Source organism: Nocardioides sp., assembly GCF_030150155.1.
Classification (GTDB): domain Bacteria; phylum Actinomycetota; class Actinomycetes; order Propionibacteriales; family Nocardioidaceae; genus Nocardioides.
In genome coordinates, this window is the sequence record NZ_JASLGR010000039.1 from 23527 (window position 1) to 50073 (window position 26547).

Consider the following 26547-nt stretch of genomic DNA (forward strand, 5'->3'; position numbering starts at 1 on the left):
CTTGATGGCTGCTACACCAATAGTTTGTACACCAACAGTTGGTACGCTACCAACATGGCCAAGAACACCGCACCTGAGCAGATCGACCTTCCGGGCAATCCGTTGGCCCTGGAGCAGCAGGTCTGCTTCGCGTTGGCGATCGCGGCGCGCAGCGTGATCGGCTGCTACCGACCGCTGCTGGAGCCGATGGGCCTGACCCATCCGCAGTACCTCGTCATGCTCGCACTGTGGGAGAGCGAGCCGCTGCGGGTGGGGGAGCTCTCGAAGAAGCTCCAGCTCGACCCCGGCACGCTCTCGCCACTGCTCAAGCGGCTCGAGGGGATCGGGTACGTCCGCCGCGAGCGGGACCCGAAGGACGACCGCGCCCTGGCCGTCGTACTCACCGACGAGGGCCGGGCGCTGCGCGAGCAGGCACTAAACATCCCGCCCGCGATCGTGGGCCGGCTCGGCCTGCCGGTCGAGGAGCTGATGGCGCTGCACGAGAACCTCACCCGGGTGATCGCCGCCGCCTCCTGAGAGGCGACGGCGACCGGGCCGAGACTCACAGGCGCCGGGCGATCGGCTCCATCAGACGCGGTGCCAGCGGGCCGACAACGGCCAGGACCAGGACGTACGCCGCCGCGGTCGGAGCCAGCTGGGGGTGCACCGCACTGGCGACCAGGCCCGCCACGATGATCGAGAACTCACCGCGCGGGACGAGCGCCGCCCCCGCACGGAGTCGAGCCCGCCGCGAGAGCTTCGCCCGCCGGCCGGCGTACCAGCCGGTGGCGATCTTCGTCGCGATCCCGACCAGCGCGAGGATCACGGCGGGGACGAGCACCGACGGCAGCTCGCTGGGGTCGGTGGTCAGGCCGAAGAACACGAAGAAGACCGCCGCGAAGATGTCGCGCAGCGGCTCCAGCAGCCGGTGCAGCTCCCCGGCGATGTCGCTGGACAGGCCGATGCCGAGCAGGAACGCCCCGACGGCGGCCGAGACGTGGGCGGCCTCGGCGACACCGGCCACCAGCAGGGCCAGACCGACCACGCGCAGCAGCATCACCTCGCGTGAGCCCGACGCGACCAGGCGGGTGACCTGGTTGCCGAACCGGAGCGCGATCAGGAGGACCGCCGCGAGCACCGCCAGGGCGATCGCGACGGCACGGACGGTGGACCAGCCGCCGGCGGAGGCGGCCAGCGCCGTCACCAGCGGCAGGTAGACGGCCATCGCCAGGTCCTCGAGCACGAGCACGCCCAGGATCGCCGGGGTCTCCCGGTTACCGAGGCGACCCATGTCGGTGAGGACCTTCGAGATGATGCCCGAGGAGCTGACCGCGGTGATGCCGAACATCGCCACGGCCGCGGTCGTGCCCCAGCCCATGATGTAGGCGAAGAGCAGGCCGGGCAGGCCGTTGAGGATCAGGTCGACGACGCCCGAGGGCGCCTGCGTGCGCAGGTTGTCGACCAGGTCGCCGGCGGTGTACTCCAGCCCGATCAGGAGCAGCAGCAGGATGACCCCGATCTCGGAGCCGGTGTGGAAGAAGCCTTCGGGGGCTTCGAGTTCCAGGAAGCCGCCGGATCCGAACGCGAGCCCGGCGAGCAGGTAGAGGGGGATGGGCGACAGGCCGAAGCGGCCCGCGATCTTGCCCAGCACACCCAGTCCGAACAGAACAGCGCCCAGCTCCAACAGGAGCTGTGCCGTATGCGACATATATCAGCCTTCGAGGATGGCCGAGGCGGCGCGTACGCCGTCCTCGGTGCCGACGACGACCACCTTGTCGCCCAACTTGAACAGGAAATCGGGACTCGGGGACGGCGTCACGTCGTCGCCCCGCAGCACTGCCACGATCGAGGCACCGGTGCGGGACCGGATGCCGGCCTCGCCCATCGTGTGACCGGCGAACGTGGCGCCCAGCGGGATGCCCGCGGTGCGGATGCCCTCGACCTGCTCGGCCAGCTTCGCCAGCCGCTCGATCACGCGGGGGGCGCCGAGCAGCTCGGCCAGCACGCTGGCCTCCTCGGCGTCGAGCTCGATGCTGGCCTGCACGCAGTCCTCGTCGTCGGGCTCGTAGATGGCCAGGTGGCGAACGCCTGTCTTCGTCGACACGACGCCGATGCGGCGACCGGACTCCGTCACGAAGTCATGGCGCAGACCGATGCCTGGCAGTTTTGTCTCTTCGACCTCCATGCCGCGAAACCCTAGCCCGGGAGACTGTGGAACTGAGAAGTATCTGAGATCCGGTCCCTCGCGGCGGAGATCGGCGGCCCGCCGGAGACCTGTCGAACGGTGCTCGGGAGCGGTGTCGAGGGGTGCCGATCGGCCGCCGGGACGTGTTTGGTAGCGCTTTGATCGATCAACTGGCCCTCGACGTGAGAAAGCACTCACTCTGAGGCTCTAGCCGCGTCTCAACAGTGTCGTTGAGTCCGGTAGCGTGCCGTGGTAGTCCGCGGCCGTGCTGCGGCATTCAATGCGATCTCTGGGTGGATTTCGCGTGACGTGAAGGGCTTTTTGATGGTTGACGTGGACAAGGTGCTCGACGAGGCCGGGCTGACGAACGCGCATGTGCGTGAGTTCGTGGCGCACTGGGCCGGCATCACCGGGGCCGACAAGATCGAGGTCGTCAGCGCTTCTGACGACGCGCGGCTCCTCCAGGAGTCCCTCGACGCAGGCGAGCTTCTTCCCGTCTCCGGCGGTCGCTTCTACAGCCGCTCCTACTTCAAGGACACGGCCCGCTCCGAGGAGCGCACCGTGGTCGCCACCTCCAACGAGGCCGACAAGGGCGTCTACAACAACTGGAAGCCCGCCGACGAGACCGTCGCGACCCTCACCGAGCGCATGACCGGCGCCTCGAAGGGCAAGACGATGTACGTCATCCCCTACCTGATGGCCCCCGCCGGCTCCCCGCTGGAGGCGTACGCCGCCGGTGTCGAGCTGACCGACTCCCGTCCGGTCGTCCAGCAGATGATCCGGATGGCGCGCGTCGGCGTCGACTACATCAACAACCTGGCCGACCCGGCCTCCTTCGTCCGGGCCATCCACGTCACCGGCGACCTGGAGAACCTCGGCCAGGGCACCGCCAACGACCAGCGTCTCTTCGCCACCGTCGCCGACCAGCGCCAGATCATGCACTTCGGCTCCTCCTACGGCGGCAACGCGCTCCTGGGCAAGATCGCCCATGGCCTGCGCCAGGCCTGCTACGACGGCCGCGCCTCGGGCAAGTTCCTTGCCGAGCAGTTCCTGCTGCTGGGGATCAAGGACAAGGAGACCGGTGAGGTCTTCCACGTCGTCGGTGGCTTCCCGTCCGCCTCGGGCAAGACCAACCTGTCGATGACGCTCTCGCCCGAGGAGCTCGGCGACCGGTACGAGATCACCTTCTACGGCGACGACATCGCCTGGATCTGGGTCGGCGAGGACGGCAAGCTGCGCGCCTTCAACCCGGAGAACGGTGTCTTCGGTGTCGCCAAGGACACCAACGAGGCGACCAACCCGGGCGCTGTGGACGCGATCGTCCCCGGCACCGGTGCGATCTTCACCAACGTCGCCTACAACGAGAAGACCCAGGACGTCTGGTGGGAGGGCAAGACCAAGCACCACCCCGACGACCTCGAGGGCTGGATCGACTGGAAGGGCGAGCGTCTCGCCGACCGCAACCCCGACGAGCTCTCCGAGCCGTGGGCGCACCCCAACAGCCGCTTCACCACGTCGATCGCGCACGTCCCGAACGCCGCGCCGGACTACAACGACCCGGCCGGCGTCACCGTCGACGCGATCATCTTTGGTGGCCGCACCCGTGACCGCGAGCCGCTGATCCGCGCGATCACCGACGTCGCTGAGGGTGTCTACGACGGTCTGACTCTGGGTGCCGAGGCGACCTTCGCCGCCGAGGGTGTCGAGGGCCAGCTCCGCTACGACCCGATGTCGATGCGCCCCTTCATGGCGTACGCCGAGGGCGACTACGCCCAGCACTGGCTCGACATCATCGGATCCGCCACCGACAAGCCGATCTTCGCCCACGTCAACTGGTTCCAGCGTGACGCGGCCGACGGTCACTTCCTGTGGAACGGCTACCGCGACAACGTCCGCGCCCTGCTCTGGCTGCTGCAGTACCGCAAGGGTGAGGTCGAGGGTGTTCAGAGCGCGGTCGGCGTCCTGCCGAAGGAGTCCGAGCTCAACCTCGACGGGATGAAGTTCCGCGACGGCGACCTGGACAAGCTGCTCTCCATCGACGCCGACCGCTGGCGCCAGGAGATGAAGTTCCGCGAGGAGCACCTCGCGCAGTTCCCGACGCTGCCCGAGGCGATCTGGGAGGCCCACCGCCGCGTGGCCGCTGCCCTCGACGAGGCCTGAGCCGCACACTGCGTCTGACGGGGCCGGCACCACCGCGAGGTGGTACCGGCCCCGTCCCATTTCGCCGACTTCCGGCTTCACCACCGCCGAGATCCGGGTTCACCACTGCCGACTTCCGGGTTCGCCACCGCCGAGATCCGGGTTGCTCACCCGGGCGGCGTACCCAAAACGAGGCATCTTTCCCCGGTTTCGCCCCTCTAATCCCACACTTTGGTAACAGAAGGGCTACACCTGTCGCGAATGACGTGGTGCTGGACTACTGTTAGCAACAGATCCCCTGGTGACCCGAGACGCCAGGGGATCTGTCCATTTCCTGGACGTTCGGCCAACTGGACCGCTTGGTCCGTCTGGGTAGCCTGGCGGTGTGAAGCGCCTCCTGCTCGAGACGGCTGGCTGGATCCTCGTGGTCGCCGGCATCGCAGCGCTGGTGTTGCCCGGACCGGGGCTGCTGATGATCTTCGGTGGCCTGGCGCTGCTGTCCCAGCAGTACACCTGGGCCGAGGAGCGACTGGAGCCCGTGCGGCTCCGCGCGCTGCGCGGTGCTGCTGAGGGCGTCGAGACGTGGCCCCGCACGCTCGCCTCGTGTGTCGGTGCCTGCTTCGTGGGGGCCGCGGGCGTGCTCTGGCTGCTCGACCCGGCCGCGCCGTCGTGGTGGCCGCTCGCCGAGCACTTCTGGCTGCTCGGTGGAGCCTGGACCGGGGTCACCTTCCTGATCTCCTGCGGCATCGCCTTCGGCCTGATCGTGTACTCCTTCCGCCGCTTCCACAACAAGCCCGAGGCCCGCCTGCTGCTCGAGCGCGAGATCACCGAGGCTGACGAGCGCGACCACGAGGCCGGGATCGACTCGATCCGCTGATCGGTTCTGGGGGCGGCGCCCGATAGGTTCTCAGCGTGGTCGTTCACCTCCACCGCGCCCCGCGCACCGACCTGCTCGCCGACGCCCTCGGCGAGCTCCTCGCGGTGCCGCCGGTGGATCCGTTCGCGACCGAGGTCGTGGTCGTGCCCGCTCGCGGGGTCGAGCGGTGGCTCTCCCAACGGCTCTCGGACCGGCTCGGAGTCTGTGCCGCCGTCGACTTCCGTACGGCGCCGTCCCTGATCGCGGAGATCCTCGGCACGGGCGACGACGACCCGTGGTCCCCCGAGCGGCTGACCTGGCCGCTGCTGCGTGCCATCGACGAGGCGCTGGGCGAGTCGTGGGCCGACGTGATCGCCCGCCATCTCGGTGCCGGTCGCGTGGGTGAGGAGGCCGACCTGCGGCAGGGACGACGCCTCGCTCTGGCTCGACGGCTTGCCCGCCTCTTCCTGTCGTACGCCGGCCAGCGTCCGGATCTGATCGCGGACTGGACCGCCGGCGGGGCCAGCGACGGTGCCGGAGGCACGGTGCCCGCAGACCTCGCCTGGCAGCCCGAGCTGTGGCGGCGACTCGTGGCCGAGGTGCCCGTGATGCCGCCGCACGAGCGTCATCGCGCCGTGATCGCCCATCTGGAGGAGGGGCCTGCGGGGGATCTGCCCGACCGGGTCTCCCTGTTCGGGCACACCCGACTGTCGGCCTCGGAGATCGAGCTGGTCGGGGCGCTCGGCCGGCACCGTGACGTGCACCTGTGGCTGCCGCACCCCTCGGCGCCGTTGTGGTCGGCGTTGGCGCAGACGACCGCGAGCGGCCCGATCCGCCGAGCCGAGGACCGGTCGCACGAGGCCGTCCACCATCCGCTGCTCGCCACGCTGGGCCGGGACCTGCGGGAAGTGCAGCGCAGCCTGGCCGTGCTGGACCTGGACGACGCCCCGGTCCCGGGGCGGATCGAGGCCCCCGACACCCTGCTGGGCTGGCTGCAGACCGACCTGCGCGACAACCGCGTGGGCGAGCCCGGGCGGGTGCTGAGCCCGGAGGATCGCTCCGTCCAGCTGCACGCTGCACACGGCCCCGCCCGCCAGGTCGAGGTGCTGCGCGAGGTCGTGCTCGGCCTGCTTGCCGACGACCCGACGCTGGAGCCGCGCGACGTCCTGGTGATGTGCCCCGACATCGAGGCCTACGCCCCACTGCTGGAGGCGGCCTTCGGGCTCGGGGACGTGATCGGCGACCAGGGCCACCCCGCGCACCGGCTGCGGGTCCGGCTGGCCGACCGGTCGCTGGAGCAGACCAACCCGCTGCTGGGGGTGGCCACGACGCTGCTGGAGTTGGCCGGCGGGCGTGCCGGCGTCGGCGAGGTGCTCGACCTCGCCCATGTGCCGGCCGTCCAGCGTCGCTTCGGGCTGCGCGAGGAGGACCTCGACCAGATCGCTACCTGGGCCGGCGAGACCGGGATCCGGTGGGGTTTCGACGCTGCCCACCGGGGACCGTTCGGTCTCGACGACTTCGCGGCGAACACCTGGGAGTTCGGCCTGGACCGGCTGCTGACCGGGGTAGCGCTCTCCGACGACGCCCAGGCCTGGCTCGATGCCACCCTCCCGCTCGACGACGTCGGCAGTGGGGCGATCGACCTGGCCGGGCGGCTCACCGAGTTCGTCCACCGGCTCCGTGCCGTCACCGACCGGCTGGTGGGTGAGCATCCGGTGACGCACTGGCTCGACGCCCTGACCGACGGGGTCGACTCCCTGACCGCGGTCTCGCTCGACGACGGCTGGCAGCGCGGTCAGCTCGCCCGCGAGCTGGGGCGCGTGCGTGCTGCCGCGGAGGGCACCGAGGTCGGGGCGCTGCGTCTGCCCGACGTACGCGCGCTGCTGGCCGACCGGCTGGCCGGGCGTCCGACCCGGGCGAACTTCCGCACCGGCTCCCTGACGGTGGCGACCCTGGTCCCGATGCGGTCGGTGCCGCACCGGGTGGTGGCGGTGCTCGGACTGGACGACGGGGTCTTCCCGCGTGGCGGGTCGGTCGACGGTGACGACCTGCTCGCCCGCGACCCGCTGACCGGGGAGCGTGACCTGCGCACCGAGGACCGGCAGCTGCTCCTCGACGCGATCGGCGCGACCACCGAGACGCTGGTGGTGACCTGGACCGGCGCCGACATCTACTCCGGGGCCGAGCGGCCGGCGGCGGTGCCGCTGGGCGAGCTGGCCGATGCGCTCGACCTCACCGCGACGGCCCCCGACGGTGGCTCGGCGGCGGAGTTCGTCACCACCCGGCATCCGCTGCAGCCGTTCGACCTGCGCAACCTGGTGCCGGGGGCGATCGTGCCGGGGCAGCCCTTCACCTTCGACCGGTCGGCTCTGGTCGGTGCTCGGGCCGCCGTCGGGGAGCGCACGCCGCGTCCGGCGCTGCTCGATGGTCCGCTGCCGGTCGATGTCGACGGTGACGTCAGCCTGGAGGACCTGCTCGGCTTCTGGGCGAACCCGGTGCGTGGCTTCTTCAAGCAGAGCCTCGACCTGGCGCTGCCGCACGAGGAGGAGGCGCTCGACGACGGTCTTCCGGTCGAGATCGACTCGCTCACCCAGTGGGGGGCCGGCGACCGGATCCTCGGGGACATGCTGCGCGGCATCCACCCCGATCAGGCCCGGCAGCGCGAGTTCCGCCGCGGGGTGGTGCCGCCGAAGTGGCTGGGCTGGCGGCTGCTCGACGACATCGTCGGCAAGGCGCGACCGATCGGGGCCGAGGCGCTCCGGCTCCGGAGCGGTCACGAGGCCCGGATGGTCGACGTCGACGTGGACCTGGGGGGCGGGCGACGCCTGCGCGGCACCGTCGGTGACCTGTACGCCGATCGGATCATCAGGGTGCACTACAGCCGCCTGGGCGCGACCCACCGGCTCGGCAGCTGGATCCGCCTGCTCGCCCTGGCCGCCTCCGACGAGGACCGCGCCTGGTCGGCGCTGACCCTCGGGCGCGCCGGTGGCCGCTCGGGCACCAACGTCGGGCTCTCCCAGCTCGGGCCGCTCGACCACACCGCGCGGGAGATGCTGCGGGACCTGGTGACGCTGCGGGAGGCGGGGCTGGCCGAGCCTTTGCCGTTGCCGCTGAAGTCGTCCCTGGTCTACGCCCGCAACCGCCGCACCGGCATGGACCACAGTGCGGCCGTGGACAAGGCCGGCTGGGAGTGGCGCGACGGCCGCTTCCCCGGCGAGCAGTCCGAGCCCGCCCATCTCCGGGCCTGGGGAGCGAAGGCGCCGCTGCCCGATCCGGATCGGATGGCCGAGCTCGCCGACCGGGTCTGGAGCCCGCTCCTGACCGCCGAGCAGGGATCGTGGTGAGCGACGTGATGGAGCACTTCGACGCTGCCGGGCCGCTGCCCCGCGGCACGGTCCTGCTCGAGGCCAGTGCCGGCACCGGCAAGACCTGGACGGTCGCGACACTGGTGACACGCTACGTGGCTGAGGGCGTCGCGACCCTCGACCAGCTCCTCGTGATCACCTTCGGCCGCGCTGCCACCCAGGAGCTGCGCGAGCGGGTGCGCGAGCACCTCACCGACGCCTCGCGGACCCTGACCGACCCCGAGCAGCGCCGCCGGGTGATCGACGCGCTGGCCTCCTTCGACGCCGCCACGATCGCGACCACCCACCAGTTCTGCCAGATCGTGCTCCGCTCACTCGGTGTCGCCGGTGACTCCGACCCGGGGACCACCCTGGTCGAGTCGGTGGACGACCTCCTGGTCGAGGTCGTCGACGACCTCTACCTGCGCTGGTACGCCGGCCAGAACGCCGCCCCGCCGATCAGCCGGGACCTCGCGCTGCGGGTCAGCCGCGAGTCGGTGGCCGACCCCCGTGCGGCGCTGGCCGAGCCCGGACCCGACGCCGCCGGACAGGCGCGGGCCGCCTTCGCCCGCGAGGTCAGGGTCGAGCTGGAGCGGCGCAAGCGCCAGCTTGGGATCCTCTCCTACGACGACCTGCTCTCCCGGCTCGCCGACGCCCTGGCCGAGCCCGACTCCCCGGCCCGCGCCCGGATGCGGCAGCGCTGGCGGATCGTGCTGGTCGACGAGTTCCAGGACACCGACCCGGTGCAGTGGCAGGTGCTGGAGCGGGCCTTCGCCGGGCACAGCGACCTGGTCCTGATCGGCGACCCCAAGCAGGCGATCTACGGCTTCCGTGGTGGTGACGTCGCGACCTATCTCGACGCCGCCCGGAGTGCGCAGAGCCGGGCGACGCTGGGGCGCAACTGGCGTTCCGACGCGGACCTGGTGGCGCCGTTGCAGGTGGTCTGGGAGGGAGCGCAGCTGGGCGATCCGGCGATCACGGTGCTGCCGATCGAGGCCACCACGCCGGGCACCCGGCTGCGGGGCGCCGGGGCGCCGTGGCGGATGCGTCAGGTCTCCCGTGACGGGTTCCGGCTCCGCTCGGGCAACGTCAGCGCCGCCGACGCGCGCTCCTTCGTCGCCCGCGACTGCGCCGCTGACATCGCCCGGGTGCTGGCCGAGGGTGCCACCTGGGACGGTGAGCCGCTCCAGGCCCGGCACATCGCGGTGATCGTGGCGCGCCGTGACCATGGCATGGCGGTGCAGCGCGAGCTGACCCTGCGCGGGGTCCCGGCGGTGATGGCCGGGGGCGGTGACGTCTTCCAGACCGAGGCGGCCGACGCCTGGCTGACGCTGCTGGAGGCCCTGGAGTCACCGCACCGCACCGGCCTGGTCCGTGCCGTCGCCCTGACCCCGTTCTTCGGCTACCGCGCCCACGAGCTGGCCACCGACCCCGGGTCGGGCGGTCGCGAGGAGGCCGACCGGCTGACCTCCCGGCTGGCCGACACGGTGCGGGGCTGGGCGATCCTGCTGCGCAGCCGTGGCGTCGCGGCGTTGGTCGAGGCGGCCGAGGAACGGGGTCTGACCGCCCGGGTGCTGGGTCAGGTGGAGGGCGACCGGCTGCTCACCGACCTGCGGCATCTGGGGCAGCTGCTGCACGACCTCCAGTCCCGTGAGGGGCTCGGCCTGACCGGGCTGCTGGAGTGGTTCCGGAGCGAGCGCCGGCGCACCGCTGCCGCGGAGCGCCCGCGTCGCCTGGACTCCGACGCGGCAGCGGTCCAGATCGTCACGATCTGGGGGAGCAAGGGCCTGCAGTACCCGATCACGTACGTGCCCTTCGCCTACGACAATTGGGTCAACGACTCCCCGGACGTGGTGCGCTTCCACGACCGCGACCCCGAGGGTCGGCCGATCCGTAGCCTGGACGTCTCCGGCTCGGGGACGCACCTGGCGGCCCACCTGCGTGAGGAGCTGGGCGAGGAGCTGCGCAACCTCTACGTCGCCCTCACCCGGGCCCAGTCCCAGGTGGTGACCTGGTGGGCGCCGACGTTCAACACCCCGTCGGCGGGGCTGCACCGGATGATCTTCGGGCGTCGTCCCGGCACCGCGGAGGTGCCCGAGCGGGTTGAGCCGCGCGATGACGACTACGTCTCCTCGGTCTTCACCGCACTGGCCCAGCTCGGTGGACCGGTGCACGAGCTGGCCGTGATCGCCCCGGCCTCCTCCGAGCCGCTCCCGGCGACGGTGCCGGACCTGGCGGTGCGGGCCTTCACCCGGCGGATCGACACCGAGTGGCGCCGGACCTCCTACAGCGGCCTGATCCGGGCGGCCGAGGAGGCCGGTGTCGGCTCGGAGCCGGAGGCGGTGGGGCACAAGGACGACGACGACCCCGCCGAGATCCGGGTTTCCCCCCAGCCAGATCCGGGTTCGCCACCGTCGAGTTCCGGGTTCGCCACCCGTTCTCCTATGGCCGACCTTCCTGCCGGTGCCGGGTTCGGCTCCCTCGTCCATGCCGTCCTCGAGCATGCCGACCCGACCGCCCCCGACCTGGTCGCCGAGCTGGCCACCCAGATCGAGGAGCAGCGGCGCTGGTGGCCGGTCGACGCCCCGACCGACGACCTCGCTACCGGACTGGAGCCGCTCAACCGGACCCCGCTCGGCCCGCTCGCCGACGACCTCACCCTGGTCGACCTCGACCTGACCCAGCGGCTGTGCGAGCTGGACTTCGAGATCCCGCTGACCGGCGGCGACCACAGTCGGGGCGAGGCGCGGCTGCGCGACCTGGCCCCGGTGCTGCGACGCCACCTGCCCCCGGGCGATCCGGTGGCGGCGTACGCGGAGAGGCTGGAGGCGCCCGGTCTCGGCGACCAGACCCTGCGCGGCTACCTGTCGGGCTCCATCGACGCCGTGCTGCGCATCCCCGACCCCGGGGTGCCGGGCGGGTCGCGCTTCGTGGTCGTGGACTACAAGACGAACTTCCTGGGGGAGACGGTCGGCGACTACGCCGCGGACCGGCTGGCCGAGGCGATGCTGCACTCGCACTACCCGCTCCAGGCCATGCTGTACGGCGTCGTGCTGCACCGGTTCCTGCGCTGGCGGCTGGCCGGCTACGACCCCGAGGTCCATCTGGGCGGGGTGCTCTACCTGTATGTCCGCGGGATGGCCGGCCCCGAGACCCCGACGGTCGACGGCGTGCCGACCGGGGTGTTCAGCTGGCACCCGCCAGCGGCCCTGACCGTGGCACTGTCCGAGCTGCTCGACGGGGAGGGCGCATGACCGAGACCTGGGAGCCGATCGACGCGTGGGACGCCCGGCTCGCGCTGGGCGCGACCGGACTGCTGCGCACCTTCAACGAGGCCGGGGTGCTGACCGCGGCCGACGTGCACGTCGCCGATCGCGTCGCCGAGCTGGTCGGTGAGCAGTCCGAGCCGGTCCGGCTCGCGATGGCGCTCACCGTGCGGGCCGCCCGGCAGGGATCGGTCTGCCTCGACCTCGCCGGGGCGATGGCGCAGGCGCCGGACCTGCCCTGGCCGGTCGCGACCGCGGCGCAGTGGCTCGCGCTGTGCGAGGCCTCGCCGCTGGCGGCGCAGGTGCTGCGGATCGACCACGGGCTGCTCTACCTCGACCGCTACCACCGTGAGGAGGGGCAGATCCGCGACGACCTGCTCGCCCGCCTGGCCGCCCCCGCGCCCGTCGTCGACGAGGACCTGCTGCAGGCCAGCGCCGAGCGGATCTTCCCCGGCGAGGGGTACGCCGAGCAGCGGGCCGCCGCCGTCGCCGCGGCGCGCCAGTGGACCACCGTCCTGACCGGTGGCCCCGGCACCGGCAAGACCACCACCGTCAGCGGTCTGCTGGAGCTGCTCGGCGAGCAGAGCACGAAGCCGCTGCGGATCGCCCTGACCGCGCCGACCGGGAAGGCCGCGGCCCGGCTCCAGGAGTCGGTCGCCCGCCCCGAGCTCACCGCCGCCACCCTGCACCGGCTGCTGGGCTGGCGCCCCGGCTCCTCGACCCGGTTCCACCACCACCGCGGCAACCGGCTGCCGCACGACGTGATCGTCGTCGACGAGACCTCGATGGTCTCGCTCACCATGATGGCCCGGCTGCTCGAGGCGGTCCGCCCCGGAGCCCGCCTGATCCTGGTGGGCGATGCCGACCAGCTCGCCTCGGTGGAGGCCGGAGCGGTCCTGGCCGACCTGGTCGAGGGCCTGCGCGAGCTTGCCCCGCAGGCGGTCACCCAGCTGCGCACCGCCCGACGGTTCGGCGCCGACATCGGGGAGCTGGCCGAGGCGCTGCGCGCCGGCGACGCCGACACCGCCCTGGCCGTGCTCACCCGCGGCAGCGAGGCGGCCACCCTGGTCGACCCCGAGGACCCCGCCGTCCAGGCCGCGCTGCAGAGTCGGCTGACCGCGCACGCCCTGCGGCTGCGCGAGGCCGCCGGCCGGGCCTCGATCGGCGAGGTGCTGAGCCTGGCCGAGGAGCACCGACTGCTCTGCGCCCACCGCGACGGCCCTGCCGGGGCGTCCTTCTGGAACCGCCGGATCGAACGCTGGCTGGCCGACGAGGTCGGGCTCAGTCACCTCCCCGAGTGGTACGTGGGGCGGCCGGTCCTGGTCACCTCGAACGACTACGGGCTGGAGCTGTTCAACGGCGACACCGGCGTGGTGGTGGCCGAGGGGGAGTCGTTGGGCGTCGCGATCGCGGGGGCACGCGTGACGACGTACGCTCCGTCGCGGCTGGCGGCCGTGGAGACCCTGCACGCCATGACGGTGCACAAGTCCCAGGGCTCCCAGGCCCGCACGGTGACGGTGCTGATGCCGCCCGAGGACTCGCCGCTGCTCACCCGCGAGCTGTTCTACACCGCTGTCACGCGAGCCCAGGAGCGGGTGATCGTGGTCGGTACGCCGGCCTCGGTGCGCACCGCGATCGAGCGCCGTGCCCAGCGTGCCTCGGGACTGGTGGAACGCCTCGGCTGAGCCGAAAGCGGCGGGGTCGGTGCAGGGTCAGGGGCGCGCGATCGAGGCGGCTAGGCTGACCAGGTGGCCGATCCGGGCCAGCTCGGAGTCGAGGAACTCCGGGCCGCCGCGGCGGCCGATGATCACGATCTCGTTGCCGTCGACGCGGGCTCCGGCGTACACCGCCTCGTCGTCCTCACCGTCGACGTCGAGGGCGCAGGCGCGCTCGATCTCGACGAAGGGCAGGTCGGTCGGGGCCGACTCGGTGCGGTTGAGGACGCCGCTGGCGCGGTGGATCCGGACCGCCCAGTCGGAGCGGAAGGTCTGCGGCAGCACCTCGACGAGCCGGTTGAGGGCCTCGGACGGCTCCTCGGTCAGGCTCTCGACGGCTTCCAGATCGAGGAACAGGTTGCCGCCCGCGGCGTACCGCGAGATCCAGATGACCTTGACGCCGTCGAGCATGTTGCACGCCGAGACGATCGAGTCGGGCATCGCGCCGGGCGCGGTCTCGAGCAGCACATCGTCGACGGCCCAGCCTTCGTGGGACTTCTCCACGATCTCGATGGCTTCGATGTCGCCGCCCGCCTCACCGATCGTGGTCGCGAGGCGTCCGAGGGATCCGGGGACGTCGGGAAGTTCGACACGCAGCAGGTAAGGCATCGTTTGAACCTACCCGATCGTGGTGTCAGCCACATTTCCTTCAGGGAACGGCTACCACCTGGAAGGTCGCCAGGGTCGGGTCGGCCGCATAGGCGATCCGTACGCCGGCCGCGGCGGCGTCCTGCAGCAGCTCGACGGTCTCGGGCGTGATCTCCTCGCCCGGGACGAGCACCGGCACCCCGGGCGGGTAGGGGGCGATCACTTCGGCGCTGATCCGACCCAGTGCCTGCGCCGCGGGGACGGTCTCGGTGTCGGCGAAGAAGGCGTCGCGCGGGGTCATCCGCGCGGTGGGAAGCCGGGTCTCGTCGGTGGCGGACCCGGATCTCGGCTGTGGTGAACCCGGATCTCGGCGGTGGTGAACCCGGATCTCGGCGGCCTGTTCGAGGACCACCTCGGTGAACCGGGCGAGGTCCTCAGGACGGTCGGCGAGCGTCACGATCGGGATCACCGTGGTCTCGTCGGCCTGCTCGGGCGCGAGCCCGGCGGCGATCAGTCGCTGCTCCAGGTCCAGGCCGCCATCGGGCAGGCGCACGACCAGCTTGGTCGGGTCCATCCGGTGCGTGTCGGGGCCGGCCACGCTCAGGCCCGCCTCGCGCAGCGTGGCCCGGGCGGCCGAGACGGCGTCGAGCACGACCCCGAGGCGCTGATGGCCCAGCGGGCTGTCCAGCAGGGTGACAGCGGCATCGGTGCTGGCCAGCAGCGAGCCCGCCGGGCTGGTCGTCGCGGACAGGTCGAAGGCCCGCTCCAACCGACCGGCGTCGAGTCGCTCGGTGCGGGCGAGCACGACGGAGGCCTGCGAGTAGGCCGGCAGCGTCTTGTGCGCGCTGAAGATGACGGCGTCGGCGCCCAGCGCGATCCCGTGCGCGGGCAGGTCCTCGTGGAACCCCAGGTGGGCGCCCCAGGCCTGGTCGACGACGACGGTGAGCCCGGCCGCGTGCGCGGTCGCGATCAGCGCCTCGCGGTCCGACAGCGTGCCGACGTACGACGGCTCGACGAGGAACAGGGCCCGGGCCCGGGGATGTCGGGCGATGGCGGCCTCCACGGTGGCCACGCTCAGCTCGGTGATCAGCCCGTCGCTGACGGTCGGGGTCAGCCAGCGCGGCGTGAGGCCGGCCAGCAGCAGTCCGGAGAGCGTGGAGCGGTGCGCGTTGCGGGCCACCAGCACCTCGTCGCCCGGCGTGCCGACGGAGAGCGCGAGCACCTGGTTGGCGTGGGTGGATCCGCCGGTGGAGTAGCGACACCAGTCGGCGCCCCAGCGGGTCGCCGTACGCGCTTCGGCGGCGGCCAGCACTCCGGCGGCGTCCTTGAGGGTGGCCAGACCACCGAAGAGGGGGACGTCGCCGCGGTTGACGTCGCCGAGCTCGGGCCAGAGCAGACCGGCGCGCTGCTTGTGTCCGGGGATCATGAACGGCGTCCCTGGTGAGGACATGAAACGTGACCAGCCGTCGAGCAGCGACGAGGTCAGCGGGGGAGTGGGAGTGGACGTGCGGGGGGTCACCTCGGGGTCCGACATGACCTCAGTCTGACATCGCATTGGCCGAGAGCCGAGGGTGTGAGGGCGGAATACCTGAGCCTGAGGAGACGCTGCTTCGGTATGGCTATTTCTGGCGAGTACGTCCCCAGCCCCGCTGAGTGGGTGCGCAAACAGGTCGAGGCCTTCGAGTCCTCCAACGGCTCCGAAGCCAACACGCTGGCCGACTCCGGTGACCCGATCATCGTGATCACGAACGTCGGCGCGAAGAGCGGCAAGATCCGCAAGACGCCGCTGATGCGGGTCGAGCGCGACGGCAAGTACCTCGCGGTCGCCTCCAAGGGAGGCGCTCCCGAGGACCCGCAGTGGGCGGCGAACTTCCGCGCCCACCCCGACGTCGAGCTCCAGGACGGTCCGGTGAAGAAGGCCTACCGGGTCCGCGAGCTGGCTGGTGCCGAGCGCGCCGAGTGGTGGGACCACGCGGTGGCCACGTGGGGCACCTACGCGGAGTACCAGAAGAAGACCGACCGGCAGATCCCGCTCTTCCTGCTGGAGCCGGTCGACTGAGGCGCCGTCTCGATCCGCCGAGGCTCAGGTCAGCAGCGCGCTGATCAGCAGCATCTGCGGGATCGCGGCCAGCGTCGTGACGAAGACGGCGTCGCGCGCCAGCGTCACCGAGCGCTGGTAGCGCACCGCCATCACGAAGACGTTCTGTGCGGTCGGCAGGCCGGCCAGCACCGTGACGGTCAGCAACTCGTGGTCGCTCAGCCCGAGCAGCCTGCCGATGATGTACGCCGCCACGGGCTGCACCGCCATCTTGAGCGCCACCAGCCCGGCCAGCTCGGTCGCGGGGACCCCGCGGCCGGGCAGCGGACCGAGCCGCAGCGAGATGCCGTAGGCGATCAGCATCCCCGGCACCGACATCTGGCCGATGATCTGGATCGGGTCGAAGAGCGGGCCGGGCAGGTGCAGGCCGGTCAGCGCCATCGCCAGGCCGGCCGCCGAGGCGATCGTCATCGGGTTCTTGAACGGACGGCTGGCCACGACCCGCCAGGACAGTGGCTGACCCGCGACCGCGACGTCGAGCAGGGTCAGGGCGATCGGCTGGAGCAGCACCAGCTGGAGCAGGATCGTCGGCACCACGGCGGTCGCGTCGCCGATCACGTAGACGGCGATCGGGATGCCGAGGTTGGCGCCGTTGACGTAGCAGGCCGACAGCATGCTGATCACGGTCCGGCCGAGGTCGTGCGAGCGGGCGCGGGAGAGCCCGAGGGCGAGCAGCCCGCTGACGGCGACGGCCCCACCGGTAGCGATCAGGTTGCCGGAGAAGAGCTGGTGGACGTCGGCGTCCTGCAGCATCGTGATCAGCAGGGCTGGGCTGGCGACGTAGAACGTCAGCGTCGCGAGCATCCGCTGGGCGCTGGCGTCGAGGATCCGGGCGTGCGCCAGCAGCAGGCCGACGCCGATGATGAAGCCGACGGTCGCGAAGCCTTCGAGTACGCCGGTCACGCTGGCTCACAGTAGAGGGCGGGGAGGTGCCGGCCGGCGGCGGCCCGGGCTCGACTAGCCTGCCGTGCATGAGTGCGATCGAGGGCGTCAGCGAGATCTTCGACCCGGCGGACTGGGACGCGGTTCCCGGCTTCGACGACCTGACCGATCTCACCTACCACCGGGCCAAGGCGCACGGCACGGTTCGGATCGCCTTCGACCGCCCCGACGTGCTCAACGCCTTCCGGCCCCACACCGTCGACGAGCTGCTGCGCACTCTGGAGCACGCCCGTACGTCGGCCGACGTCGGCTGCGTCATCCTGACCGGCAACGGTCCGAGCGCCAAGAACGGCAAGTGGGCGTTCTGCACCGGCGGCGACCAGCGGATCCGCGGCCGCGCGGGCTACCAGTACGAGGACAAGACCATCGGCTCCTCGGACACCGGCGCCGAAGAGCCGTCGGTGATCGACAAGGCCAAGCTGGCGCGGCTGCACATCCTGGAGTGCCAGCGCCTGATCCGCTTCATGCCCAAGGTCGTCATCTGTGTCGTGCCCGGCTGGGCTGCCGGCGGTGGCCACTCCCTGCACGCCGTTGCCGACCTGACCCTGGCCTCGCGCGAGCACGCCCGCTTCAAGCAGACCGACGCCGACGTCGGCTCCTTCGACGGCGGGTACGGCTCCGCCTACCTGGCGCGCCAGGTAGGCCAGAAGTTCGCCCGCGAGATCTTCTTCCTCGGCGACGAGTACGACGCCGACACCATGTACCAGATGGGTGCCGTCAACCGCGTGGTCGAGCACGCCCAGCTGGAGAAGGTCGCTCTGGAGTGGGGCGCCAAGATCAACGGCAAGTCCCCCACGGCCCAGCGGATGCTCAAGTACTCCTTCAACCTCCTCGACGACGGCCTGGTCGGCCAGCAGCTCTTCGCCGGTGAGACCACCCGCCTGGCGTACATGACCGACGAGGCGGCCGAGGGGCGCGACCAGTTCCTGGAGAAGCGGGAGCCGGACTGGAGCCCGTACCCCTGGTACTACTGATCTGGTGAGTTTCCCCAGGTCATAGGCGGTATAGGTCGCGAAGTGTGGCAGCAACCCGCGGTGTGGAACTAGGGAGGGGTGCTTTGTGGCGTCGGTGTCTCGGATTGGGTGCCAGGCCGTAGTGATCGTGGCAGACTGACCGCGTTCTTGACCGCAGCCGCGGTTGGTCGAGTGGAGGCGGGCTGAGGATGGGCGACTCGATAGGCCGATTGAGTCGGAACCGGCGAGGTGTCGGCAAGCGGAAGCGGACAGTGCACCGCGCGGTGTCGCGGTCCTCTGTCGAGAATGAGCTGCATCCGTCCGACGCGGAGCAGTTTCCGGAACTGTTTGTCCTCCTCGTTTCGGCTCTAGGTACGAGCGTCGACCCAGTCCAGGAGGCGCTCGATGCTGCCTTCCGTTCTGTGGGCTACGAGCCATGTCATGTACGAATCAGTCAGCTGTTGACCGACGCAAATGATTTGGTGTGGAAAGATCAGCGTCCGCGCAACGAGCCGAATCCAGCATGGCTGATGACACTCGGAGACAGACTTCGGGAGCAAACCGCGTTGCCGGCTGCAGCGGCGCACCTCGCGCTCTTGGCTGTGCGAGGTCAACGTGGAGGAGTCGAGGAACGTCCGAGGACGGTTACGATCATCCGCTCTGCTAAGCGTGATGAAGAAGTTGATCTCCTGCGTGTCGTCTACGGGTCCCGATTGCTGGTCATTGGAGTGTCCTCGGCGGAAGACGAGCGCCGTCGGGCCGTCTCTGATCGGCTCCGGAGAGAACACCACGATCAGCCAGAGCTGTGGGGCCAGTCTGACCCGCTCCTAGAGCGTGACCAATCCGATGGAGACAACACTTGGGGCCAACGGCTCCGCAAGGCGTTCGCCAAGGCAGATGCCTTCATCTGGCTTCGGAACGGGACGAACACTGAGCAAGGTGTTCAGAGACTCGTGAAGTTGTGGTTCGGGGAGCCGTTCACTACCCCGACCCGAGACGAGCAGTCGATGTTTCATGCGAGTGCTGCTCAGTTCCGCTCCGCTGCGGCGGGGAGGCAGGTCGGAGTGACGATCGTTGATCGTGACGGAGAGGTACTGGTAACCGGAACGAACGACGTTCCGAAGCCCGGCGGGGGTCAGTACTGGGTCGGCGATGATCCAGACTATCGAGACTTTCGACTGGCGTACGAGACGAACGATCGCGGGAAGCGGGACGTGATCCTCGACGTTCTCGGTCGGCTGGCGGATGACGGATGGCTAAGGAACGACCTGGCGAGCCAAGGGCATCATCTGCTTGCGGAACAGGCGCTTGCTAACGGTGGTCCGCTTCGCGACAGTCGGGTAGCGGACCTCATTGAGTTCGGTAGGATCGTGCATGCCGAGATGGCTGCAATCTGCTCGGCCGCACGAAGGGGAACCCCGCTTGCTGGGTCGACCCTGTACTCGACAACTTACCCGTGCCACGAGTGCGCTCGACTCATCATCGCCGCGGGGATTCAGCGAGTGGTCTTCATCGATCCGTATCCAAAGTCTCAGGTGAAGATGCTCTTTGGGGACCTGGTTACGCATGATCCCGGCGACGCCGGCGGGAGCCGCGTGAAGTTGGTTCCGTTCGACGGCGTGGCTCCTCGCCTGTTCCCGGAGGTGTTCAGGATCAACCAGCGGGAGAGGGACTCAGATGGAGTTTTTGAGCAGTGGCAGCCCAAGCCGCTTGCCGTTCGGTCGTCTTCAGGTGTCCAGCCTCTCGCTGATGAGACGACAGCCCTAGACGTGTTCACGAGGACTACGATCGGTCGAGCGTGGCTCGCCGATGGTCGGTAGCACATCTGGTAGACCTATAGCCAAGTTCAGGATCGTCGGTGAGGTGATCTTGAATTGGTTTGGGTCGAGACTTAAGACGCCTGCGAGCAGCGGTGGCGTCACCGGCAGGATCCTTTTCCAACAGGGAGACCAAGATGAGTAACGAACGAACCACCCTGCGTGACGAACTCCGCAGGGCTGCTGAAACCAGCCGCGAGCGCCCCGATTGGACTAAGCGGCGGATGCCGACGATCACTGCGTCATTCTCCGCCCAAGCACAGTCAGTCACGAGCCGTCCCTCGCGCTGACCGGGCTGCTTGGTGGCCTCGGTCGCCGTGTGCGACACTCGATTTCGATCACCGTTACAGTTGAGCTAGTGACGTGAGCGAGACCGTCTGCTCCGGCTCGAACTTCGGAGGCAGGGCCGTCGATTGCCGATGAGCGCGCCGCGCCCTCCTGGGCAGTCCTGAGGCACGGGGGAGCGCTCGCACCGTGATCGGTGCCGGACCCTCGGCGGCGTGCCATCCCTGCCCCGCTCGGAGTTTCCTGGAATTGCCACGCGCGGTTGTCTGAGCCTCACTAGACTGCGGCGCGCACGATGCCGCTCATCTACTCGGGAGACGTCCATGTCTGACCTGCCCCTCGCCCCTGACGCCCTCGAACGAGGTCCCGGCACCGGCCGCTGTGGATGTCCCGGAGAACATCGGTCGGGGTGTGCTGTTCGCGCTCGCTGCGCTGATCGGCGGGATCGTGCTGACGGTGATCCTGTTCGAGGCCGGCTTCCTGGCGGCGATCAGCGGTGCGCTCATGGCCGGTGGGGCGGTGTTCCTCTACGACAAGGGCGCCGGGCGTGCGCCGCGGCGTGGTCTGGTTCCGCTGGTGACCCTGATCGTCACCGCGCTGGTGGCCGGCATCGCAGCGGCGCTGTTCGTGGACGTCTACCGCGGCTACCCGAGCCTGCCTGCGGAGCTGCGGACGGTGATGTCGCGGGGCGAGTTCATCCGCGAGGAGTTCAGCCAGTACCTCTTCGCCGACTACGGCAAGGACATCGCGCTCTACTTCGTCTTCGCCGCGCTGGGCGTCTTCGGCACGTTCCGACGCCTGTTCGCCTCGGCGCGCTGACCTAGCCGAGCGTCGGCAGGCCGGCTGCGAGCAGGGTGCGGGCGATCAGCGCGTGCCCGCCGTTGTTGGGGTGGTCGCCGTCGGAGGCCAGCAATGAGGTGATGGTGGTCGAGCGCTCGAAGGGCGTGTAGAGGTCGACGTACTGGGCACCGGCGGCGGTGGCGACAGACTTGATGGCGGCGTTCGCCTGCCGGGTCAGGTTCAAGGAGGCCTGCACACCGAGGTCGCCGTACGCCGACTGGGCGACGTCCCCGTCCTCGAAGACGTTCCAATACCCCGTCACCAGCACCGTCGTGGGCTGTCCCGATCGCAGCGTGGAGATCGTCTTCAAGATCGCGGTGAGGTTGGTCCGCATTGTCTGGAGCTCGTCGCTGAGGCAGTCAGAGTCGTTGGCGCCGCACTGTCCGTTCTCCACCTGATCGTGCTGGCCGCCGAGGTCGTTGGCCCCGATCGTCACCAGGATGACGTCCGCGTTGCTCACCGCCGTTTGGGTCGTGGTCGAGGAGAGCTCGGCGATCAGTCCAGAGGTGTCCTGTCCGGCGACCGACAGATTGTTCACCGTCACCTTGGTGCCGTACTTCTGGGTGAGGAGAGCGCCGTACTGCTGCGGGAACGGGTCGCACGAGCAGTTCGTCCCGGCGGGCACCGAGTCACCCAGGGCGACCACGCTGTGCGGTGTGGTGAGGGGCAGCTGCGCGATGGTGCCGCTGACCGGCACCGTCACGGTCGCCGACGCTGAGCCGGGGGAGGAGGCCGATGCTGACGGCGAGGCAGACGCGGAGGTGGACGACGACGCGGAGGTGGACGACGAGGGCGTCGTACTCCCCGACGAGGCCTCGGGCGCAGCGGCGGCGGCGCATCCACTGAGAGCGAGCAGCGCCGCCAGCGCCACCGCCATCCACCCGGCGGGGCGCCGTGATCGTGCCCGACGGAGCGCAGCGGGACTGGTCGGGCAGTGCATCACGCTGATCCACGGTACCCCGGTGGTCCTACCTCGATTCGGCTTCGGTTGCCACGAAGTTCTGGAAGTCTCGATGTGTCACTTCGTCCGGCTGTCGGGAACTACCTGGTGTGATCGATTCTGTCCGAGAACAGCGGCTAGCGGACCTCTATGACCGCTGGGCCGCCCGAGTGCACGCCTATGCCGTCCGCCATTGTGGGGTCGATGGCGCCGACGACGTGGTCTCCGAGACGTTCATCGTCGCCTGGCGGCGCCTGGACGTGGTCCCCGAGGAGGCCCTGCCGTGGCTGCTGGTGGTGGCTCGCAACACCATCGCTCACCGCCACCGAGCGATCGGGCGCCGGTCCCACCTGGAGGGCGCCCTCCAGGACGCCGCCGCCGAGGCGGGCGTGGTCGGCCACCGGTCGGCTGAGGAGATCGCGACCGCTCGGCTGGAGACGATCCAGGCACTCCAGGGCTTGAGTGCCAAGGAGCGCGAGGCGGTGCTGCTGATCGCCTGGGACGGCCTCACGATCGCGGCGGCCGCCGAGGTGGCGGGCTGCAGGTCCCGGGCCTTCCGTGCCCGCCTGACCCGGGCGCGAGCGCATCTGCGTGCAGCCCTAGAGCCCGCCAGCGAGCCGCCTCACCTTCGACCCGTTCAGGAGCCTGCCTCATGACCATCGACACCCGTCTCGCCGACCTCGCTCCCGATGTGGCTCGGTCGGCTGATCGAACCGCCCGTCTTCGCGACACTGTGCTCACCCGTGCCGTCGCCGACCACGACGTACGCCGACCCGCCACGCCCCACCCGCGTCGGCGCTGGCTGGTCGCTGGGGCCGTGGCCGCCACCTGCGCCGGGGTCTTCGTGGTGGGCCCGACGCTGGTGCCTCACACCGACTCGTTCGCCGTCAACGCCCTGACCCCGCTGGCCCAGGCTGCGGCGCGCACGACGGTGCCGCCCCTGTCGGGAGGCCGGGTCTACCACCGCATCACGAGCGAACGGCAGACCTCGCAGGTCACGGGCGAGGTCAGCGCCTGGCGGACGGAGGAGTGGACACGCGGGGACGGCACTCTGTATCGACGGATCACAGTCAACGGGAAGGTGGCTCCGACCGAGCTGTGGACGCCTGGGACTGGGGACCGGTTGACCCCTGCTGAGATCGCGGCGCTTCCCACCGATCCGGCTGCGTTGATCCAGGCCCTCGGCGAGACCAGGCAGAGTGAGCGCGTCAGCGTCCGCGACGCCGCCGAAGAGCTGCTGGCGGAAGTCATCTACGGCGGCTACGCACCGACCGGAGTCTGGGTGGCGGCGATCGAGGCCTACGGCAGCTTCGACGACGTCCACGTCCGCGTCGATGCGAAGCAGCGGCTCACCTATGTCACCGACATCGAGAAGGGTGGCCCGCTGACGATGGTGTTCGACAGCGCCACCGGGCAACTGCGTGGCTACGACTCGGTCAGCCCGGAGGACGGGGGGTTCACCGCCACGATGCGGGTGAGTCTGTCCCGTGTGGAGGAGGCGCTGCCCGAGGGTGTGGCTGAGCACGCCCAGCCGAACGGACCTGAGGAGGGCTAGCGGACCTCGCCCACCGTCGGCGCCCGACCTGCCAGACAGCACCGGTCACCGCCGAGCCGCTTGGCGTCGTACATCGCCCTGTCGGCCTCGTGGAGTACGTCGGCCACCTCGTGCCCCTGCTCGCCGCAGGCGACGCCGACGCTCACGGTCGGGGTCAGGGTGGCGCGGTCGGTGCGGAGCTCGCGGTGCACGGCGGTCACGATCGCCTCGGCGACCACGACCGCCGGCTCGGGCGGCAGGTCGGGCAGGGCGACGACGAACTCGTCGCCACCGAAGCGGCCGACGGTGCCCGCGTCCCCGACGGCGGCGGCGATCCGGGTCGCGGTGGCGCGCAGGCACTCGTCGCCGAGAAGGTGTCCGTAGGTGTCGTTGGTCGGCTTGAGGCCGTCCAAGTCGATCACGATGATCGCGAACCGGTCCTGGGTGGCGAGGTCGTCGAGGACCGCGCCGAGCGCCGCCCGGCCGATCAGGCCGGTGACCGGGTCACGCAGGGCCTGCTCCAGCTGGGCGGCATGCACGTCCGACGGTACGTCGGGCTCGGCACGCCCCGACTCGGCCGGGGCACGGGTGCCGAGGACGGCCCCGGCCAGGCAGGCCACACCGAGGGCACCGCACAGCGCCATCGCCTGGATCTGGGCCGCCTGGAGGCCGATCCCGACCGCGACGGCCCCGGTGGCGGCGTACAGCAGGAGTCGACGCGGACCGGTGGACTCGGCGGCCCGGCGGACCAGTCCGGTGCAGCCGGCGAAGAGCAGGGCGAAGACCACCATCGCCTGCAGGGCCCACAGGATCGTGTAGTGCCGGGTGCCGTGCCCGTCCACGTAGCTCAGCGCGCGCAGCTCCACCAGCGGGTTGGTCAGGCAGGCGATGAAGACCAGGTCGAGCAGCGTCGCGATCCGCAGCCAGCGCGGCATCCGCCACGCGGGCAGCGAGAGTCGGCGCTCCAGGACGACCAGGCCGAGGGCGGCGAGGGCTACGGCGGCGAGCCAGACCAGGTGGTTGAGCCAGTCCAGCCGGTAGCCGCCCTGCCCGCCCTGGGCGGCGCTGATCGCGGCACACCCCGACCAGAACGTGACCGCGAGTGCCGTCGCTGCGACCAGCCAGGCTCCGGGGATCCGTCGACCGATCAGCGCGACCAGGGCCACGCCGAGGCTGATCACCAGCGCCACGACGTTCAACGCGGCCACGACTACCTCCATACGAGTGTGCCCTGAGTGTAGCGACGCTGCGGCCCGGCCGTGGTCGCTCTCGGGGAACCGGGACGACCCTGCCTGGGCCGGCCTCACCCTCCCGGCGCCACCGGCGCGGGTTCAGCCCTCCGTCAGCGCTGCCGCCGGCAGCCAGTCGGCCCCGAGCAGGTCGGCCAGGTCGGCGAGTCCGCTGGTGTCGCTGCCGACGGTGTCGGAGGCCGCCGCGATCCGCTCCACCATCACCTTGCCGACCTGCTCCTCGACGGTGCCCTCCGCGTAGGCGATGTGCCACGGCGAGACCTGGTGGTCACGGTGCGTCCGGCCGGTGACCTGCCGTCCGGCGATCCCCGAGAACCGCGCCTGGTGGAAGAGACCGACCCGAGGCTCGGTGCTGGCCTGCTGACCGTCGGGCAGCGTCTCCCCGGCATGCAGACTGATCGAGGCGACGGTGGTGAAGACGCAGACCTTTGCCTCGCCGCGTTGGAACCGGAGTCGCTCGGCCTCGGTGTCGAACCGGTCGCGGCCGTAGATCGACGCGACCTCGATCCCGGACTCGCGCAGCCGGTCGGCGATCGGGTCGGCGGCGGTCGCGACGAACTCCACCGAGCAGGCCACCTGGCGCTCGGCCCGGACCTGCTGGGCGATCCAGTCGACGGTCGAGTCGACCCGGATCAGGCCCGCCTTCTGCCGGAACCGCAGCAGCGCGGCGCGTCCCTTCGCGACGTTGCGGCCACGTCGCGCGATGTCCATCTCGCGGCAGAACTCGCCCCACTCGGCCTCATAGGCGGCACGCTCGGACGGGGTCAGCGTGACCGGCATCCCCGAGATCGGCACCGGCCCCCACGGCGCCGCACGGTGCAGCATCGCCGCCGGCTCGGCATCGGCCAGCCAGCCCCGTACCCGGGCCAGATCGCTGGAGCGGCGCGCCGGGTCGCTGGTCCAGGTGGCGCCGTACCGGCCCTGCTCGACGCCGACGCCGTGTCGCTCCAGCGCCGACGCGAAGACCGCGGCGGGCTGGGTCGCCGAGGCCCACTCCTTCATCGTCTCGCCGTGGACCTGGGCGTACGCCGGGGCCAGGTACGGCAACTCCAACGGGGTGTGACCCGGCGTCGCGGTGGTGGCGATCACGAACGGCGCCTTGTCGTGCGCCTTGCCGTGCCCCGAGATCCGCGCCCAGAGCTTCCACCGCTTCGTGGTCGTGCGGCGCAGGGCGTGCGCCTCGTCGGCGATGATCACGTCCCAGGCGTAGTCGGTGACCTTCTCCAGCCGGTCCCAGGTGATCACGACCCATTCCAGGCCGCCGTCACCCAGCGCGGTGATGGTGCGGCACCAGTGGCCGATCGTGATCGCGGCGGGCCGGTCGGCGATGACCAGCACCCGCTGGGCTCCGCGCAGGTCCCCGACGGCGCAGGCGCCCAGGACCGCGGAGATGGTCTTGCCGACCCCGGGCTCGTCGGCCAGCAGGAACTGGCGTCCACCCGCCTCGGCACGTGCCGCGATCGCGTCGGCGGCCTCGAACTGGAGCCGTCGGGGCTCCAAGGCCTCGGTCGCCTCCGGGTTCGGGCGAGGAGAGTCGGGATTCAGCGTGTTCTCGAGGAAACGGCCGAGCGTGTACGGCCCGGGCGCATAGGGCGCCAGGTGGCTGGGCAGGGCGCGGCCGACGTACAGGTGCATCGAGACCGCCGGGTGCCAGGCGGCGCCGTCGACCTGGGTGCCGTAGGGCACGTCGAGCACCCACAGCCGCTCGCCCGGGCCCACGCTCGGCAGCGGCTTCGCGGCTCGGCTGCGGGAGGATCCGCTGCGTCGACGGGCGCTGGAGGTACGTCGGCCGGCCACCGTCCCACGCTAGCGGGGG

20 protein-coding genes are annotated in these 26547 nt (G+C 70.8%); 12 read left to right on the forward strand and 8 right to left on the reverse strand.

Features of this window, described 5'->3' with window-relative positions; translation table 11 throughout:
* The first annotated feature begins 54 nt into the window (after positions 1-54).
* Positions 55-516, forward strand: a complete 462-nt coding sequence (locus tag Q1V88_RS12035; protein ID WP_300681438.1) for a MarR family transcriptional regulator — start codon at positions 55-57, stop codon at positions 514-516.
* 25 nt (positions 517-541) lie between these two features.
* Here the strand turns inward: Q1V88_RS12035 and Q1V88_RS12040 are convergent, their stop codons facing one another.
* Positions 542-1687, reverse strand: coding sequence for a cation:proton antiporter (locus tag Q1V88_RS12040; RefSeq protein WP_300681439.1), 1146 nt, complete (start codon positions 1685-1687; stop codon positions 542-544).
* A gap of 3 nt (positions 1688-1690) precedes the next feature.
* Positions 1691-2164, reverse strand: coding sequence for a TrkA C-terminal domain-containing protein (locus Q1V88_RS12045; RefSeq protein ID WP_300681440.1), 474 nt, complete (start codon positions 2162-2164; stop codon positions 1691-1693).
* 324 nt (positions 2165-2488) lie between these two features.
* Between Q1V88_RS12045 and Q1V88_RS12050 the strand changes: the two genes are divergently transcribed.
* From Q1V88_RS12050 to recD, 5 genes are all read left to right on the forward strand, one after another.
* Positions 2489-4324, forward strand: a complete 1836-nt coding sequence (locus Q1V88_RS12050) for a phosphoenolpyruvate carboxykinase (GTP) (protein ID WP_300681441.1) — start codon at positions 2489-2491, stop codon at positions 4322-4324.
* Positions 4325-4688: 364 nt separating this feature from the next.
* Entirely contained in the window at positions 4689-5180 is a 492-nt protein-coding gene (locus Q1V88_RS12055) for a PGPGW domain-containing protein (RefSeq protein ID WP_300681442.1), read from the forward strand.
* 35 nt (positions 5181-5215) lie between these two features.
* Positions 5216-8503 (forward strand): exodeoxyribonuclease V subunit gamma, encoded by a 3288-nt coding sequence (gene recC, locus Q1V88_RS12060; RefSeq protein WP_300681443.1) that lies wholly within the window; start codon positions 5216-5218, stop codon positions 8501-8503.
* Positions 8500-11757, forward strand: a complete 3258-nt coding sequence (locus tag Q1V88_RS12065; protein ID WP_300681444.1) for a UvrD-helicase domain-containing protein — start codon at positions 8500-8502, stop codon at positions 11755-11757. Before recC ends, Q1V88_RS12065 begins: the two co-directional genes overlap by 4 nt.
* Positions 11754-13454, forward strand: a complete 1701-nt coding sequence (gene recD / locus Q1V88_RS12070; RefSeq protein ID WP_300681445.1) for an exodeoxyribonuclease V subunit alpha — start codon at positions 11754-11756, stop codon at positions 13452-13454. Before Q1V88_RS12065 ends, recD begins: the two co-directional genes overlap by 4 nt.
* A 27-nt stretch (positions 13455-13481) precedes the next feature.
* Here recD and Q1V88_RS12075 read toward each other — a convergent pair whose 3' ends face one another.
* Positions 13482-14093, reverse strand: coding sequence for an ACT domain-containing protein (locus tag Q1V88_RS12075; RefSeq protein WP_300681446.1), 612 nt, complete (start codon positions 14091-14093; stop codon positions 13482-13484).
* Positions 14094-14133: 40 nt separating this feature from the next.
* The gene (locus Q1V88_RS12080; RefSeq protein WP_300681447.1) at positions 14134-15606 is read right to left on the reverse strand and encodes an aminotransferase class V-fold PLP-dependent enzyme; all 1473 of its coding nucleotides are present in this window, start codon (positions 15604-15606) and stop codon (positions 14134-14136) included.
* A gap of 81 nt (positions 15607-15687) precedes the next feature.
* On the opposite strand from Q1V88_RS12080, the gene Q1V88_RS12085 reads away from it, so the two are divergent.
* Entirely contained in the window at positions 15688-16131 is a 444-nt protein-coding gene (locus Q1V88_RS12085; RefSeq protein WP_300681448.1) for a nitroreductase family deazaflavin-dependent oxidoreductase, read from the forward strand.
* A gap of 24 nt (positions 16132-16155) precedes the next feature.
* Here the strand turns inward: Q1V88_RS12085 and Q1V88_RS12090 are convergent, their stop codons facing one another.
* On the reverse strand, positions 16156-17073 hold the full coding sequence (locus Q1V88_RS12090) for an AEC family transporter (RefSeq protein ID WP_300681449.1): 918 nt from the start codon (positions 17071-17073) through the stop codon (positions 16156-16158).
* Positions 17074-17141: 68 nt separating this feature from the next.
* Here Q1V88_RS12090 and Q1V88_RS12095 point away from each other — a divergent pair, with 68 nt between their 5' ends.
* From Q1V88_RS12095 to Q1V88_RS12105, 3 genes are all read left to right on the forward strand, one after another.
* A complete protein-coding gene (locus Q1V88_RS12095; protein WP_300681450.1) occupies positions 17142-18086 on the forward strand; it encodes a 1,4-dihydroxy-2-naphthoyl-CoA synthase in 945 nt (314 codons plus the stop codon).
* Positions 18087-18595: 509 nt separating this feature from the next.
* The gene (locus Q1V88_RS12100) at positions 18596-19885 is read left to right on the forward strand and encodes a deaminase (protein ID WP_300681451.1); all 1290 of its coding nucleotides are present in this window, start codon (positions 18596-18598) and stop codon (positions 19883-19885) included.
* Between the two features lie 693 nt (positions 19886-20578).
* Positions 20579-20986 carry a hypothetical protein gene (locus tag Q1V88_RS12105; protein WP_300681452.1) on the forward strand — a complete coding sequence of 136 codons (408 nt, stop codon included), beginning with the start codon at positions 20579-20581 and terminating at the stop codon, positions 20984-20986.
* A 1-nt stretch (position 20987) separates the two neighbouring features.
* Here the strand turns inward: Q1V88_RS12105 and Q1V88_RS12110 are convergent, their stop codons facing one another.
* On the reverse strand, positions 20988-21947 hold the full coding sequence (locus Q1V88_RS12110; protein WP_300681453.1) for an SGNH/GDSL hydrolase family protein: 960 nt from the start codon (positions 21945-21947) through the stop codon (positions 20988-20990).
* A 110-nt stretch (positions 21948-22057) separates the two neighbouring features.
* Between Q1V88_RS12110 and Q1V88_RS12115 the strand changes: the two genes are divergently transcribed.
* Positions 22058-22603: an RNA polymerase sigma factor gene (locus Q1V88_RS12115; RefSeq protein ID WP_300681454.1), complete on the forward strand. Its 546-nt coding sequence runs from the start codon at positions 22058-22060 to the stop codon at positions 22601-22603.
* Positions 22600-23502, forward strand: a complete 903-nt coding sequence (locus Q1V88_RS12120; protein ID WP_300681455.1) for a hypothetical protein — start codon at positions 22600-22602, stop codon at positions 23500-23502. The genes Q1V88_RS12115 and Q1V88_RS12120 overlap by 4 nt, the downstream gene beginning before the upstream one ends.
* On the opposite strand, the gene Q1V88_RS12125 is transcribed toward Q1V88_RS12120, so the two are convergent.
* Together Q1V88_RS12125 and Q1V88_RS12130 are read right to left on the reverse strand one after the other, a co-directional pair.
* Positions 23499-24689 (reverse strand): GGDEF domain-containing protein, encoded by a 1191-nt coding sequence (locus tag Q1V88_RS12125; RefSeq protein ID WP_300681456.1) that lies wholly within the window; start codon positions 24687-24689, stop codon positions 23499-23501. The genes Q1V88_RS12120 and Q1V88_RS12125 overlap by 4 nt on opposite strands.
* 123 nt (positions 24690-24812) lie before the next feature.
* On the reverse strand, positions 24813-26528 hold the full coding sequence (locus tag Q1V88_RS12130; protein WP_300681457.1) for a helicase: 1716 nt from the start codon (positions 26526-26528) through the stop codon (positions 24813-24815).
* Positions 26529-26547: the final 19 nt, after the last annotated feature.